General features: G+C 64.2%; 13 protein-coding genes. 11 read left to right on the forward strand and 2 right to left on the reverse strand.

Features of this window, described 5'->3' with window-relative positions; genetic code table 11:
- The first annotated feature begins 202 nt into the window (after positions 1 to 202).
- The 7 genes from AC1L6K_RS08195 to AC1L6K_RS08225 all read left to right on the forward strand — a co-directional run bounded on the left by AC1L6K_RS08195 (position 203) and on the right by AC1L6K_RS08225 (position 9,667).
- On the forward strand, positions 203 to 2,797 hold the full coding sequence (locus tag AC1L6K_RS08195) for a hypothetical protein (RefSeq protein WP_480952211.1): 2,595 nt from the start codon (positions 203 to 205) through the stop codon (positions 2,795 to 2,797).
- A 96-nt stretch (positions 2,798 to 2,893) separates the two neighbouring features.
- Positions 2,894 to 3,841: a tetratricopeptide repeat protein gene (locus AC1L6K_RS08200; protein WP_480952212.1), complete on the forward strand. Its 948-nt coding sequence runs from the start codon at positions 2,894 to 2,896 to the stop codon at positions 3,839 to 3,841.
- A 172-nt stretch (positions 3,842 to 4,013) separates the two neighbouring features.
- Positions 4,014 to 4,805: an ABC transporter ATP-binding protein gene (locus AC1L6K_RS08205; protein WP_480952213.1), complete on the forward strand. Its 792-nt coding sequence runs from the start codon at positions 4,014 to 4,016 to the stop codon at positions 4,803 to 4,805.
- The gene (locus tag AC1L6K_RS08210; protein ID WP_480952214.1) at positions 4,787 to 6,370 is read left to right on the forward strand and encodes a transporter; all 1,584 of its coding nucleotides are present in this window, start codon (positions 4,787 to 4,789) and stop codon (positions 6,368 to 6,370) included. Before AC1L6K_RS08205 ends, AC1L6K_RS08210 begins: the two co-directional genes overlap by 19 nt.
- Positions 6,371 to 6,464: 94 nt before the next feature.
- A complete protein-coding gene (gene nagB, locus AC1L6K_RS08215; protein WP_480952215.1) occupies positions 6,465 to 7,247 on the forward strand; it encodes a glucosamine-6-phosphate deaminase in 783 nt (260 codons plus the stop codon).
- Between the two features lie 222 nt (positions 7,248 to 7,469).
- Complete coding sequence (locus AC1L6K_RS08220; RefSeq protein ID WP_480952216.1) at positions 7,470 to 7,787, forward strand: DUF3039 domain-containing protein; 318 nt, start codon at positions 7,470 to 7,472, stop codon at positions 7,785 to 7,787.
- A 110-nt stretch (positions 7,788 to 7,897) separates the two neighbouring features.
- A complete protein-coding gene (locus tag AC1L6K_RS08225; RefSeq protein WP_480952217.1) occupies positions 7,898 to 9,667 on the forward strand; it encodes a DEAD/DEAH box helicase in 1,770 nt (589 codons plus the stop codon).
- 84 nt (positions 9,668 to 9,751) lie between these two features.
- On the opposite strand, the gene AC1L6K_RS08230 is transcribed toward AC1L6K_RS08225, so the two are convergent.
- Both AC1L6K_RS08230 and AC1L6K_RS08235 read right to left on the reverse strand, forming a co-directional pair.
- A complete protein-coding gene (locus AC1L6K_RS08230; RefSeq protein ID WP_480952218.1) occupies positions 9,752 to 10,369 on the reverse strand; it encodes an isochorismatase family protein in 618 nt (205 codons plus the stop codon).
- A gap of 13 nt (positions 10,370 to 10,382) precedes the next feature.
- Positions 10,383 to 11,735, reverse strand: coding sequence for a nicotinate phosphoribosyltransferase (locus tag AC1L6K_RS08235; protein WP_480952714.1), 1,353 nt, complete (start codon positions 11,733 to 11,735; stop codon positions 10,383 to 10,385).
- A gap of 43 nt (positions 11,736 to 11,778) precedes the next feature.
- Here AC1L6K_RS08235 and clpS point away from each other — a divergent pair, with 43 nt between their 5' ends.
- The 4 genes from clpS to AC1L6K_RS08255 all read left to right on the forward strand — a co-directional run bounded on the left by clpS (position 11,779) and on the right by AC1L6K_RS08255 (position 14,570).
- Positions 11,779 to 12,084 (forward strand): ATP-dependent Clp protease adapter ClpS, encoded by a 306-nt coding sequence (clpS, locus tag AC1L6K_RS08240; RefSeq protein ID WP_444530679.1) that lies wholly within the window; start codon positions 11,779 to 11,781, stop codon positions 12,082 to 12,084.
- Complete coding sequence (locus AC1L6K_RS08245) at positions 12,077 to 12,643, forward strand: DUF2017 domain-containing protein (protein WP_480952219.1); 567 nt, start codon at positions 12,077 to 12,079, stop codon at positions 12,641 to 12,643. Before clpS ends, AC1L6K_RS08245 begins: the two co-directional genes overlap by 8 nt.
- A gap of 77 nt (positions 12,644 to 12,720) precedes the next feature.
- On the forward strand, positions 12,721 to 13,776 hold the full coding sequence (gene murI / locus AC1L6K_RS08250; protein WP_480952220.1) for a glutamate racemase: 1,056 nt from the start codon (positions 12,721 to 12,723) through the stop codon (positions 13,774 to 13,776).
- Positions 13,773 to 14,570: an MBL fold metallo-hydrolase gene (locus AC1L6K_RS08255; RefSeq protein ID WP_480952221.1), complete on the forward strand. Its 798-nt coding sequence runs from the start codon at positions 13,773 to 13,775 to the stop codon at positions 14,568 to 14,570. Before murI ends, AC1L6K_RS08255 begins: the two co-directional genes overlap by 4 nt.
- Positions 14,571 to 14,985 lie beyond the last annotated feature (415 nt).

The raw sequence follows: 14,985 nt of genomic DNA on the forward strand, positions 1-14,985 counted from the left end.
TTGTTGCCTTCGGATCAGGGGCGGCGGCGGCAGTAGCCTCCGATTCTCAATTGTCAGTAGAGTACCAGCGCGCAGCGGCTGGCGCGGCGAGCCACGGGCTGGGGGACGTGAGAAATCTCAAAGGAGCATGACCTATGTATAACGGTTCGGTTACCCTTGAAATAACGACCACAGCAGTGTTCCGTCGATGTTAGGTAATTTCTTGCGTTTAAAAATTGCGATCGTCCTGGCTGTTCTGGGCCTTCTGGTGTTGGGCACCGGCATTGGCCAGCGCACCATTTGGCTCCCGCCCGCCACGCTCACGGCAAGTGCGCCGGCCGGAGTCACTCCCTCGCCGTTGACTGTCGTCGGGCCCGAGCTCCTCAACACCCGTGACGGCAAGTTCACGATGACAGTCAGGAGTGAAGGCCCCATCCAGCTGGCCGTGGCGCGCGAGCGCGACATCAACGGCTGGATCGGCGACGCCGCCTACACAATGGTCGGCGGCGCCAACGACGACTTCACAGCCCTGTCCAGCGAAAGCAAGACCGGTGCTGAAAAAGTGCCCAACCCGGCGGGTTCGGACATGTGGGTCAGTGAGGAAAAGGGCACCGGTGAGCTCACCTACACCTGGCAGTCACCCGGTCACGGCGACTGGGCCCTGCTCCTGTCCTCGGACGGCACGGCCCCCGCGCCGACAGACATTTCAATCACTGTTGACAACGAAACCGGTACGCCCTGGGCGGTGCCGCTGATGATCATCGGCTCGGCCCTGTTGGCTTTGGCTGCGCTGTTGTTCCTGCTTGCCCCGCGCAAGCCCAAGGCCGACGAGGCTGCCCCCGGCCGGCGTGCCGCGGGCCGTGCCCCTTCCGACCCCGCCACCGGCGCCCTGGAAGCTGACAAGGTCGCTGCTGCGAGCGGAGCCGCTGCTGCCGCTGGCGCTGCGGTGAACAAGTCCACTGACAAATCCACTGACACGTCCGACGGCGCAACCGTCGCCGGAAGTGCCGCTGCCGCGACTACGCCGGCTGCCGCCGGGGACGCCACCGCGACGCTGCCCGTCTCCCTGCGGGGCGACACGGTGAAGTCCCACCCAGTGAAGTCCGACTCAACGAAAACTGACTCGGCGAAAACTGAGCCCTCGTTGAGTAGGGAGCCGGGTGCCAAGCCTGCTGCTGAATCCGGTGCAGCGCCTGCTGCCGGACTTGGTGGAGTAAAACAAGGCGTGGACAGTGCCGCGAAAGCGAGTCCCGAAGCTGCTGCGACCCCGGAAGCCACGGTGACGGGCAAGCCCGTCGCGGAAACGTCCGCCGGGGCCAAGGGTGACCCGACGTCGGACAAGGATGCACCTTCCGCTGCCGACGGCACGACCGCTGGGTCCAACGCTTCAGCCAAGACCGGCACTGCCGGTGCGGCTGCGCAAACTTCCGGAGGCAACACCGCCGAAAAGGACGGCTCCTTCATGAAGAATGTCTTCAAGAGGGCCGGTGCCAAGAAGTCTGCCGAGAAGGACCCCAAATCAGGTCCCGACAACGATTCAGATTCAAAGGGAGATTCCGGCTCCGATTCGGGCACGGGCACGGGCACAGGCGGTGGCAGCTCTGCTCCGACGCCGATGCCCGGCACGAAGGGCCTGCCTGCTGATGACGCCGGGCAACACGACGGCACGAAGAAGCAGGACGGCAAATCTGAATTCAGTGTTTCCCGCTCATTCGGACTGCCGGCAGCCGCTGCGCCGAATTCAACTGTCAAGAAGGGCCTCCAAATGAAAGCACGTTGGGGTGCCGCGCTGGCAGTCGTCTTGGTCGCGGGTGGAGTTGGTCCCGCCGTCGCTGACGACGCCAGCACACCGGCGCCGGCGCCCAGCGCCACTGCTGAGGCACCCGCAACCCCCGGTGCGTCATCGACCCCAAAGGCCGCGGCCACGGAGGGCTCTGACACGCCGGGATTCCCCAACCTGCTTGACAGCCAGGTGCAGCGGATTACGGAATCCGTCGCCACTGTGGTTGCTTCGGGCGACAACGGGAAGGATGCCAAGGTGCTGGAAGCGCGTGTTGCCGGGACGGCGCTGCAGGTGCGCACCGCCAACTACAAAATTCGGGCCGCTGTTGACAAGCAGGCAGCCGCTGAACCTGTCAATGCGACCAAGCTCCTGGCCAAGGTTGTCACCACCACCGAGACCTGGCCCAGGTCGGCCATGTTTGTGACGCAGGGCGAGAACAACGACCTGCCGCAGCTGCTGACCTTGGTACAGGCCAGCCCGCGGGAAAACTACAAGCTGACCTCGGCAACCCCGTTGCTGCCCGGCCAGACGTTCCCCACCGTGGACAAGGAAGGCACCAAGGAAGTGGCGCTCGACTCTGCCGACGGTCTGAAGATGAGCCCCGAGGCGGCAATTTCCGCCCTGAGCGACCGCTTGACCAAGGAAGACAGCAAGTTCAAGGAATCCTTCAGCGACAGCGTCTACATCACCAGCGTCTTTGACCTGCAGAAAAAGGTTGCCGCCGACGCCAAGGATGCCGACATGGTGTTCAGCCACAAGGGCAACAAGGACACTGCGGTATCCATGCGCACCGCTGACGGCGGCGCCATGGTCGTGGTTGGCAACACCTTTGGCATCGACGCAACGAGCAAGGCCGACGCCACACTGACAGTTGGCGAAGACGCTGCCGTATTCACCGGAGGCAAGGAAACGACCAAGGGCTTCAACTTGAACTACGCCGAGCCTGTTGTCATGTACATCCCGCCGGCATCGGGGGATGGCAAGATCACGCTCGTGTCAGCGACCCGCTCCCTCGTCGGTGCATCGTTCAAGTAGTCTTCGGCAGCCACTGCCAAGCGAAGCAAATGTCCCACAGTTTCACCCGCGGCGAGAATTCGAAACGCCGCGGGCCGGCACAGTTAGAGTGAGTTCATGAGTCAAAACAGCCCCATGCCGCCCAACGCCGCGCCAGGGATCAACCTTCGCGGCGCCGTCGACCTTTCAGCCCTCAAGAACCGGGCCACGGCAGCCACGCCGGGCGCCCCCGCCGGCGGCTCGCCGTACGCGGTGGATGTCAACGAGCAAAGCTTCCAGGAATTTGTCCAGCTGTCCCAGAAGGTACCGGTGGTTGTGTCGCTGGGATCGGGGCGCTCCCACCAGTCCGCCCAGGTCAACGCGGTGCTTGAACCGCTCGTGACAGAGCAGGGCGGCAAGCTCGCACTGGGCCGGGTCGATGTGGATACCAGCCCGCAGATCGCCCAGGCGTTTGGCATCACAGCCGTGCCCACCGTCATTGCCTTGATCAACGGCCAGCCCGTCCCCATGTTTGAGGGCGAGCTTCCCGAGGAACAAATTCGGGAGTTCTTCACCGAACTGCTCAAGGTTGCGGCCAGCAACGGTGTCACAGGCACCCTGGGCGGCACTCCGGACCCGGAAGCCGAGCCGCAGGAACCGCCGCTTCCCCCGTTGCACCAGGCAGCCCGCGACGCCATCGACGCCGGCGACCTCGCCTTGGCGGAGTCGAGCTACGAGAAGGCGCTGGCTGAAAAGCCCAATGACACCGCAGCCAAGATCGGGCTGGCCCAGGTGCACCTGATGCGCCGCACCGCCGAAATCAACGTTGTGCAGGCAGAGGAACTTCGGGCCCGTGCAGCAGGTGACCCGGACGACGTCGATGCCGCCTTGGCAGTGGCTGACCTGGATGTCACGGGCGGGCATGTTGAGGACGCGTTGGCACGCCTGGTCAAGTTCATCGGCACGAACTTTGGGCCGGAGCGCGAGACCGCCAGGGTGCGACTTCTTGCACTGTACGACGTGGTGGGCGTGAGCGATCCGCGCGTTTCGGCGTCGCGCCAGGCCCTGGCCCGCGCCCTGTTCTAAGCACTGGTCCCAACACGGGCACTGTTCTGGGAACAGGCGTCGCGCAGCACGTGATAAGGCGGCTTCCCCCGGGAGGCCGCCTTTTCACGTGCCCGGACCAACCCGATCGGGCCCGGCAATCTCATCCTTTTGGAGCAGTCGCAGGACCCGCCCGGATTGTTAGGGTTTGAAGATGAACACTTCTTCTGCACAGTCTCCAGGCGAGGGGCGCCCTCCGGCCCTTTCCATCCGTGGATTAACCAAGCGGTTTGGGCCCAAGATCGCGGTGGACAACATCGATCTCGATGTTCCGGCGGGTTCCTTTTACGGACTGGTGGGACCCAACGGTGCAGGAAAAACCACCTCACTGTCGATGGCCACGGGCTTGCTGCGTCCGGATGCCGGACAGGTGTGGGTCCATGGGGTGGATGTTTGGCAGCAGCCGTTGGAGTCCAAGCGGCTTATGGGCCTGCTTCCCGATGGCGTGCGCCTCTTTGACCGGCTCAGCGGCGAGCAGCTCGTCAGCTACGCCGGCCTCCTGCGTGGCATGGACAAGGACACCGTGGCATCCCGTGTCAAGGATCTGCTGGCTGCCCTGGACCTGAGCAAGGATGCAGGGACCCTGGTGGTTGACTACTCAGCCGGCATGACGAAGAAGATTGCCCTGGCAGCCGCCTTGATCCACGCCCCGCGGCTCCTGGTGCTTGACGAACCATTTGAATCGGTGGACCCGGTCTCCGCCGCAAACATCCGGGACATTCTGCACGACTACGTCAACTCCGGCGGAACGGTGATCGTCTCCAGCCACGTCATGGACCTGGTGCAGCGCATGTGCGACCACGTTGCCGTGATCGCCGGCGGACACGTCCTGGCCGCCGGCACGGTGGACGCGGTGCGTGGCGAACAAAGCCTTGAAGAGAAATTTGTGGAGCTCGTTGGCGGCCGCAATGAGAGTGCAGGGCTGCCATGGTTGCGCACCTCGTAAGGCTGAAACTGACCCTGCTGCGCAACTCGCTCAAGCGCAGCCCCTGGCAACTGGTGGGACTGATCCTGGGCGGACTGTACGGTCTGGGCGTGCTCGTCATGATCCTCGTGGGGCTGGCAGGCCTGGGCATGGCGGAGCCGGACCTCATCGGCACCGTCATTGTGCTTGCCGGTGCGGCAGTGACACTTGGCTGGCTTGTCATCCCGGTTGTGGCCGCCGGCCTGGACATGACACTTGACCCGGCCAGGTTCACGACGTACTCGATCCCGATGAAGTCGATGCTTGCGGGTTTGCTGGTGGGCAGCTTTATTGGCATCCCGGGCGCTGTCACCTTGATTGCCTCGGTGGGCACCGCAGTGTCCTGGTGGCGCCACCCGCTTGCGGCCCTCGTTGCCGTGGTCTGTGGCCTGCTTGGCGCCGTCACCTGCATCGTTGCCTCACGGGCCATCACGGCAGCAAGCGCAAGCCTTGCCTCCTCACGCCGCTTCAAGGATGTCAGCGGCATCGTGCTGTTGCTCCCGCTCATGTTCCTTGGCCCCATCATCAGCGGGGTTTCCGCCGGTGTGAGCAACTTCCGCGAGTACCTCCCTGCGTTGGCAAACACCGTCTCCTGGACGCCGCTGGGAGCAATTTGGTCGGTGCCTGCCGCCATTGCCCAGGGATTCTACGGTACGGCCGCCCTGAAGTTCCTGATCGCACTGGCCACCATAGCCGCCCTGGCCTGGGCATGGAAGGCGTGCCTGTCCCGCGCCCTCGTCACCCCCGCCTTCGCCGGAGGTGCCCGCCGCGGCGGCGGCAAGCTGGGCTTCTTCAACTGGTTCCCGGCAACTGCCACGGGAGCCGTCGCGGCACGCTGCCTGACGTACTGGTTCCGCGACCCCCGCTACAGCGCCGGGCTGCTCATCGCCCCGCTGCTGCCGCTGATCTTTGTCTTCGCGGGTTCACAGGCAGGGGGCGGCAGCGCCATCGGCCTGGCCCTGGGCTTCGGCGGCGCCCTGGCCGCGTTCCTTGTGGTCTGGTCCATCAGCGCTGACATCTCCTACGACAACACGGCCTTCGCGCTGCACATCGCCACGGGCGTCAACGGACTTGCCGACAGGACCGGACGCGCCGTTGCCGCCGGGGTGCTGGCGCTGCCGCTGGGAGTGCTGTACGCCGTCGTCGGTGCGATCTTTGCCGGGGACATTGGCCAGCTGCCGGCAACGCTGGGCGTGGTCATCGGTGTTGTGGGCTCCGGGCTCGGACTGTCAAGCGTCTTCTCGTCGCGCTTCACCACCAATGTGCCGCTGCCCGGGGAAAGCCCGATGAAGACACGGCCGGGCAACGGCTTGTCCGCGGCGCTGATCCAGCTGTCCGGGTTTGCCGGACTGGGCGTGCTGGTGATCCCCGAGCTGGTGCTCGCCATTGTGGGCATCGCAACCGGACAGGTGCTGTTCTCGTGGCTGGCGCTGGTGGTCGGGATCGTGCTCGGCGCCGTCTTCCTCGTTGTGGGCATCCGGAAGGGCGCCGGCATCTACAACAGGCGCGCCCCCGAGCTGCTGCTGGCTGTGTCCGCTGACCGTTAGTTGAAGGCTCCGGGCAAAGCTAAGATTGAACCAGCAAAACAGCGATATTTGAGAATTCCACGGCACGGGTGTGCCGCGAAAGGAAGCGTGTTTCATGGAGGTAATCATCCTCCCCAGCAGCAAGGAAATTGGTGCCCTGGCCGCCGACGCCATCGAGGCCCTGGTGCGCAACAAGCCCAACGCCGTCATTGGGCTGGCCACCGGTTCATCCCCGCTGCCGATTTATGACGAACTGGCACGCCGCTACGAAGAGGAAGGCCTGAACTTCTCCGAGGTCAGGGGCTTTGCCCTTGACGAGTACGTGGGGCTGCCGGCCGGCCACTATGAGTCCTACCGCGAGGTCATCCGCCGTGAGTTCACGAACCGCGTGGATGTTGTACCGGAGAATGTGCACGGCCCGGACGGGACCAGCGACGACCTCTTGGCTGCGTGCCGGCAGTACGAGGACGCGATTGCGGTGTCCGGGGGCATCGACCTGCAGATCCTGGGGGTTGGCTCCAACGGCCACATCGGCTTCAACGAACCCGGTTCGTCCCTTGCCTCGCGCACCCGCATCAAGACCCTGGTGGAGCAGACACGCCAGGACAACGCACGGTTCTTTGACAGCATCGACCAGGTCCCGCACCACGTCGTGACCCAGGGCCTTCGCACCATCATGGATGCCCGCCACCTGGTCCTCGTGGCCTATGGCGAGGCCAAGGCAGACGCCGTGCGCGACTTCGTCGAAGGCCCCGTGTCCGCGTCCTGTCCGGCATCGATCCTGCAGTTCCACCCGCGCGCAACAGTCATCATTGACGAAGCCGCAGCGTCCAAGCTGGCGGGTGCGGCAAGCTACCGCAACTCTTACGCCAACAAGCCGTCCTGGCAGGGCGTCTAGGGGAGAACTTCCTGGGGAGAACGACGGCGGCAGGGCAGCCGGTCTCTTAACCCGCCTGCCCGTGCCTGCCGCCTGTATGCCTGTATGCCCGCCTGCATGCGAGCCCGACCGCCCGCCGCGCCCCTGCCCATGAACCGGGGAGTGGGCGGGTTGGCGATTGGAAATGGGCCGGGTGAGAGTCGCCCCGGTGAGTCGCGGACGTGATGACGCTAGAATGGTTTCATGAGTTTGCCTCCAGACCCCTTCGAAAACCAGCCCATGGGAAACCCCGAGCGCAGCGGCGGGTCAACAGCCGTCATTGAGCGCGAGGAATTGCGCCAACAAGTTGAACCGGGCGACAACGAACGGTTCTCGCACTATGTTCGCAAGGAAAAGATCATGGAATCGGCCATGACCGGCGATCCCGTTGTGGCGCTGTGCGGCAAGGTCTGGACGCCTGGGCGCGATCCCAAGAAGTTCCCCGTGTGCCCGGATTGCAAGGCCATCTATGATGGCCTGATGCCTGAAGGCGGCAAGGGCAAGGGCCCCAAGAAGCCATAGAAGTAGTTTGGGGCGGTAATTATTGTTTGGAACGGCGCAATGCCGTTGATTGACCGTGCCCGGAATTGGGTGCGGGGGTTTGGAAGAAGTGATTGGATGGCGGAAATTTCGTGACGGAGACTTTGTTTGGTGGCCCGTCGCTGCCTCCGGCCTACCCCGAGCGTGCAGCGTGGGGAACCGCCCAGAAGCTTAGGGCATGGCAGTCAGAGGCCATGGAAAAGTATTTTCTGGAAAGTCCCAAGGACTTTCTGGCGGTGGCGACCCCGGGTGCAGGAAAGACCACGTTTGCCCTGCACATCGCGACGCAGCTGATCGCCCGCGGCAGCATCAACCGGGTCACGATCGTGACCCCCACCGACCACCTGAAGCGCCAGTGGGCCGATGCCGCCGCGAAGGTCGGCATCGCCATCGACCCCAACTTCAAGAACGCTGACGGCCGCCACGGCAAGGGATTTGTCGGCGTTGCCGTGACGTATGCGCAGGTGGCCAGTAAGCCGCTGCTGCACCGGGCCAAGACCGAGGTCGCGAAAACCCTTGTCATCCTGGACGAAATCCACCATGGCGGTGACGCCCTTTCCTGGGGTGACGGCATCCGCGAGGCGTTTGATCCCGCAGTGCGGCGCCTGGCCTTGACAGGAACTCCGTTCCGCTCCGACACGGCCGCCATTCCCTTTGTGGAATACGCCGAGGACAAGGACGGGATCCGCCGTTCCAAGGCCGACTACACCTACGGCTACGGCGAAGCATTGAAAGACCATGTGGTCCGCCCCGTCATGTTCATGGCCTATTCGGGCCAGATGCGCTGGCGCACAAGCGCCGGCGAAGAGATGGCGGCCAGCCTTGGCGACGCAGTCACCAAAGACGTCACTGCCCACGCCTGGCGAACGGCCCTGAACCCGGCAGGGGAGTGGATTCCCGCCGTGTTGGCCGCGGCCGACAAACGCCTGACCGAGGTGCGCCGCGCCGTGCCCGACGCCGGAGCCATGGTGATCGCCACCGACCATGAGGATGCCCGCGCCTATGCAGCCCAGCTGAAGAAGATCACGGGTGAATCGCCCACAGTGATTTTGTCCGATGATGCCAAGGCTTCCGACAAGATTGACGAATTTTCTGACGGCGACAAGCGCTGGATGGTGGCTGTGCGCATGGTGTCCGAAGGCGTTGACGTGCCCCGCTTGGCTGTGGGCGTGTATGCCACGTCCACGGCGACGCCGCTGTTCTTCGCCCAGGCCGTGGGCCGCTTTGTGCGCGCACGGAAGAGGGGGGAGACGGCGTCGATCTTCCTGCCATCTGTGCCGAACCTGATGAACCTGGCCAACCAGCTGGAACTCGAGCGTGACCACGCCCTTGACCGTCCCGACAAGGACCCCGACGGCTTTATCGAGGAAGACGACGAGATGGAGGAGGCCAACCGTGAGGAAAAGGCCTCCGACACCCTGGAAAAGTTCAAGTTCGAGGCCCTGGAATCACAGGCGTCCTTTGACCGCGTGTTGTTCGACGGCGGCGAATTCGGCACCGGCGGAGCCATCGGCAGCGAAGATGAAATGGACTTCCTGGGCATCCCCGGACTGCTCGACGCCGAACAGATGGGCGTCCTGCTGCGCCAGCACCAGGCAGACCAGCAAACCCGCCGGCGCAAGAAGGCCCCGGCCGCCGAGCCGGAGGCGCCGCCGCTGATCGACCACCGCATGCTCATGGACCTGCGTGGTGAGCTGGCCAAGAACGTTTCGGCCTGGAGCGCCCGGTCCGGGATGCCCCACGGCATGGTGCACAGCGAGCTGCGGCGCATCTGCGGCGGACCGGCCGTGGCCCAGGCCAACGAGTCCCAGCTGCAGACCCGGCTGAAGAAGCTCCAAGACTGGTTCATCGGCCGCAAATAAATCTACCCCGCAGATGTGGTTGCTGAATCAACCGTAAACGGTTGATTCAGCAACCACATCTGCGGGGTAGTTGTTAAAGCCGGACTATTTGACCTCGACGCCGGCGTCTTCGAGTTCCTCGAGGGCCTCCTCGACTGCGTCCTCGTCGATGCCCGCGATGTAGTCGCGCAGCACTGTGGTGTTGTAGCCGGCGTTGACGGCGTCCAAGGCTGTGGCGCGGATGCAGTGCTCGGTGGCGATGCCAACGATGACGACGTCGTCGACCTCGTTTTCGCGCAGCCAGTCGTCCAGGCTCACGGGAGCCTCGGTGTCCTCGCCGGCTGCTTCGTGGGCTTCGCGTTCGCCCACCGCGACCTCGTCTTCAGGGGCCAGCAGGCCGTCAAAGCCCGAGTAGGCGGCGTCAAACTTGCCCTTGCGGAAGTAGGCGTCGATGTCTTCGGTGTCCAGGTTGCGGTGCAGGGCGGCGCCCTTGGAGCCGGCAACGCAGTGCACAGGCCAGCTCGTGCGGAAGTCGGGGGTGTCGGAGAAATGCGCTCCGGGGTCGACATGCCAGTCCTGGGTGGCAACAACAAAGTCCAGGTCCTGGGAATTTTCCAGCAGTTCACTGATCTCGGTGGCAAGGTCGGCGCCGCCGGCAACGGCAAGGGAGCCGCCTTCGCAAAAATCGTTTTGCAGGTCGACGATGATGAGGGCCTTGGGCATGGGGTTGCTCCTTTTAGTTCGCTGCAGACTGGTTCGCTGCAGGTATTGCTTGTTCATATTCGGTGGGAATCACGGGCTCCCCGCGCTGGAGCCGCCGCGCGGCACCGGGCAGTTCAGCCATGGACGCCGCATGGCGAGCGGTGGCGCGCACCACGCCTTCGGCGCCGGTCCAGCCCGGCGCCAGCACGCCGTCGTGCATGAATTCTTCCAGCAGCACCCTGTCATCGCTGTCACAGGCAGGACTGTGCCCGATGCCGACAACCTCGCTGGTGGCAATGCCGGCGTCATTGAGGCGGCGCGTGGCGTACTTCCTTCCGCCGACGCTGGCCTTGTTCTTGGCAGCCTTCGCCACCGAAATAAATTCGCCGTCGTCGCCTTCACGGGACACCAATTTATACACCATGGAGGCCGTGGGCGCACCCGACCCCGTCACCAGGGAGGTCCCGACGCCGTAGGAGTCAACCGGTGCGGCGGCCAGGGCGGCGATGGCGTACTCGTCCAGGTCGCTGGTGACGGTGATGCGCGTGTTGGTGTTTCCCAGCGAGTCCAGCAGGGCCCGTACGTCCCGCGCCTGGGCGAGCAGGTCCCCGGAATCCAGGCGCACGCCGCCCAGGGACGGGCCCGCGATCTCGACGGCCTTGCGGACGGCTGCTTCGACGTCGTACGTGTCAACCAGCAGCACGGTGCCAACGCCCATGGAATCGATTTGTGCGCGGAAGGCCTCCTCCTCGGAATCGTGCAGGAGGGTGAAGGAATGCGCGGCGGTGCCCTGGGTGAGGACGCCGTAGCGCCGGCCGGCCTCAAGGTTGGAGGTGCTGTGGAAACCGGCGATCACGGCGGCGCGGGAGGCGGCCACGGCGGATTCCTCGTGTGTGCGCCGGGAACCCATCTCGATGCACGGGCGGGAACCGGCGGCACCGATCATGCGGGACGCGGCGGAGGCGATCGCGGAATCGTGGTTGAGGATGGACAACACGTACGTTTCCAGGATGCAGGCCTCGGCAAACGTGGATTCAATGGTCAAAATGGGTGAATTGGGGAAGTAAAGTTCGCCCTCTGCATAACCGAGGACGTTGCCGGAGAACTTGAAGTCGGCCAGCCACGCCAGGGTTTCGTCGTTGACGACCTTGTTTTGGGCGAGGAAATCAAGCTCGTCCGGGCCGAAACGGAACTGCTCCAGGCCCTCCAGAATGCGACCCGTACCGCCCACAACACCGTAGCGGCGGCCCTCAGGCAGGCGCCGGGCGAACGCCTCAAACACGCTGCGGCGGTGCGCCGCCCCGGAGTGCAGGGCAGCCTGGAGCATGGTCAGCTCGTAGTGATCCGTAAACAGTGATGTGCGGGGGTGGCCCCAGCTTGATGGCATAGTCACGGAATTTACTTTAGTGCGGCGACACTAGAATGGACACATGAGTGTCAGCACAGCCCCGGAAACAGACCGGGAAGTCTCAACCAGCGAACTCATCTCCCCGGACATTCCGTGGGAATTAATCGTGTGGAACGACCCGGTTAATTTGATGAGTTACGTCAGTTACGTCTTCCAAAGTTATTTTGGCTATTCAGAGGCGAAGGCGGCGAAATTAATGCTTGAGGTTCACACGGAGGGCAAGTCCGCCGTGGCGCACGGAGCAAAGGAAAAAATGGAAGCGCATGCCGTCGCCATGCACGGCTTCGGGCTGTGGGCAACAGTCCAGAAGGGCGGCCCCCGTGGCTAAAGCCTTCTCCGCCGGCCGCCGCGGCATCACCGGCCTCCTGGAACCCGCCGAGCGCGACCTCCTGCGCAAGCTTTTCGCCGACATCATCACCATGCTCGAACCTGAAACGCCCGCCCACGAGGATCCGCTGGCCGCGCTGATCGGCCTGGACATGGACGTCTCCATCCCCGCGGATCCGGCCCTGTTGCGGCTGCTGCCCAACGCGGTGAAGGACGACGACGACGCAGCACTTGAGTTCCGCCAGCTCACCGAACGCTCGCTGCGGGAAACGAAGATCGGCGCGCTGCGTGCTGCCGCGCTGGGACTGGAATCGGACAAGCTGGTCCTTGACGCGGAAGCCGCCAAGCTGTGGGCCATGGCCTTGAATGACGTTCGGCTGGTCCTGGCGGAACGGCTGGAGATCAGGGACGAAGAGGACGCCGAAAAGGTGCACGAGGTCCAGGACTGGGGTGAGGCCGACGACGTCGACAGTTACCTGAGCCTGGTCTACAACTTTGTTTCCTGGCTTCAGGAGAGCCTTGTCCAGGCCATGCTGTCGGCATTGCAGCGCAGCAAGTGAGGAAACAGGGGGAAAAGTGTGTTCTTGGGCGCAAATGACACCCCTGCAGAAGGTAACAAACTATTGTTGAAACGACCATGAGCACAACACGAACAAGCCCAGCCGCGACAATTCCGGCCCCGTCCGCTGCCGTCGACGCCGGTGGACAGCAGGGCCCCGCCGCTGACAGGCCCATCGGGATTTTTGATTCCGGGGTCGGCGGATTGACTGTTGCCCGGGCTGTCATCGACCAGCTGCCCAACGAATCGATCCTCTATGTCGGCGACACGGCGAACGGACCGTACGGCCCGCTGCCCATTGCCGAGGTCCGCGCCAATGCCCTGGGCGTCATGGATGAGCTCGTTGACTCGGGGGTGAAGCTGCTCGTCATCGCCTGCAACTCGGCCTCGGCTGCCGTGCTGCGCGACGCCCGCGAACGGTACACGGCCCGCTACGGGATCCCCGTCATTGAGGTGATCCAACCGGCCGTCCGGCGTGCCGTCGCCGCCACTCGGGAGGGCCGGGTCGGTGTCATCGGCACCGTCGCAACCGTGGGATCCCGCGCCTACGAGGACACATTCGCCGCCGCCCCGAACCTGCAGATCACCTCCGTCGCGTGCCCGGACTTTGTGCGGTTTGTCGAGTCCGGCATCACGGCCGGGCCGGAACTGCTGTCCACGGCCGAGGCGTACCTGGCCCCGCTGAAGGCGGCCTCCGTTGACACACTGGTGCTGGGCTGCACGCACTACCCGTTGCTGACGGGCGTCATTTCCTACGTCATGGGGGATTCGGTCACGCTGGTCTCAAGTGCCGAAGAAACTGCCAAGGACGTCTTCCGGGCCCTTGTCAGCCACGACCTTGAACGAATTTCAGAGGCAGCCCCCACGCACCAGTTCCTGTGCACCGGCGACGCCGCCAACTTCGGCGTGCTGGCCAGGCGCTTCCTGGGACCCGAGGTCCACGGCGTCGAACAGGTCAGCCATGTCTCGGCACATTATCCGACCGGATCGCTTGCCCTGGTCACGGAGGACATGCTGGCGGCAGCCCGGCAACACGGCGCCGAAACGGCGGCAGGCCGGGTCTCCAATTTTGTTTTGGCCGATTCGGTGGGCAGACTGGCTGTTCCGGGAGACGGCACGGGGGAACGAACATGAAATTGACGATTGTTGGATGCAGCGGGTCCTTTCCCGGTCCGGCGTCGCCCGCGTCCTGCTACTTGTTGCAGGCGCACGACGGGGTGCGTCCCTGGCGGGTGCTCATTGACTTGGGCAGCGGTGCCTTGGGCGCCGTGCAAAAATACATGGATCTTGAGGACATCGACGCGATCTTCCTCAGCCACCTGCACCCCGACCACTGCATGGACCTTTGCGGCCTGCACGTGGCGGTGCGCTGGAATCCCGATGGCTGGAACCGCGGCCGGATTCCGGTGTGGGGGCCGGCCGAAACGGCCGACCGGCTGGCCACCGCCTACGGCCTGGACCTTGACCCCGGCATGCATGATGAGTTCGACTTCATCAATTGGAAGGAACGCGAGCCCGTCACCGTGGGCCCGTTCAAGGTGACCCCGTTTGCTGTCAACCACCCTGTCCCCGAGGCTTATGCGCTGCGGGTGGAAGTCACCGAATACGACGGCACGGGTCTTGACCGAACAGCCGTGCTGACTTATTCCGGCGACACCGACAGCTGCCAGGGTCTGGAAGATGCTGCACAGGACGCCAACTTGTTCCTTTGCGAAGCCGCCTTCGAAGAGGTCCGTGACGACCACATCAAGGATGTCCACCTCACAGGAAAGCGGGCCGGCGAGGCCGCAGCCCGGGCCAACGTCAAGCGGATGCTGTTGACCCACATCCCCGTCTGGACCGACACCAACAAGGTCGTGGGGGAAGCCCGCGAGGTGTTTGGCGGCGACGTGGCTGCTGCCGTGGCGGGCGTGCACTACACGATCTAACTGGCTTCTGGCTTCTGTGACTCTTCCGTGGGTCATTCAGCCGGATATCGACCATCCTGGCCGTCAGGTTTTAGGCCGCATTGGCCAGGGATGTCGTCGGCTGGGACGCAGTGTGCGCCGTTCTGGCCCTACTGATGTTGATTGAAATACACGTCATTGGATCCAAGCGGCTCCGTCGGGCTGGAGATTGAAATGCACGCCGAGAATGGGCCAAACCCGCCTAGTTCCGAAGCTGCTTCGTCGAAAATGGTTCAAGCTCGCGAGAACGGCGCATCTTTGACGCATTCTCGCGACTCCGGGCCATTTTCGGCGAAACGGGAAGCCACCCGATACGGCACAGGGCCATTCTCGGCGCATCAGCCTCCCCCCGACACGAGTTTCCCGTACCCCCGCGAAAGGAAACGGGGGCGGTGGC

This window comes from Specibacter sp. BI4 (genome assembly GCF_056680095.1).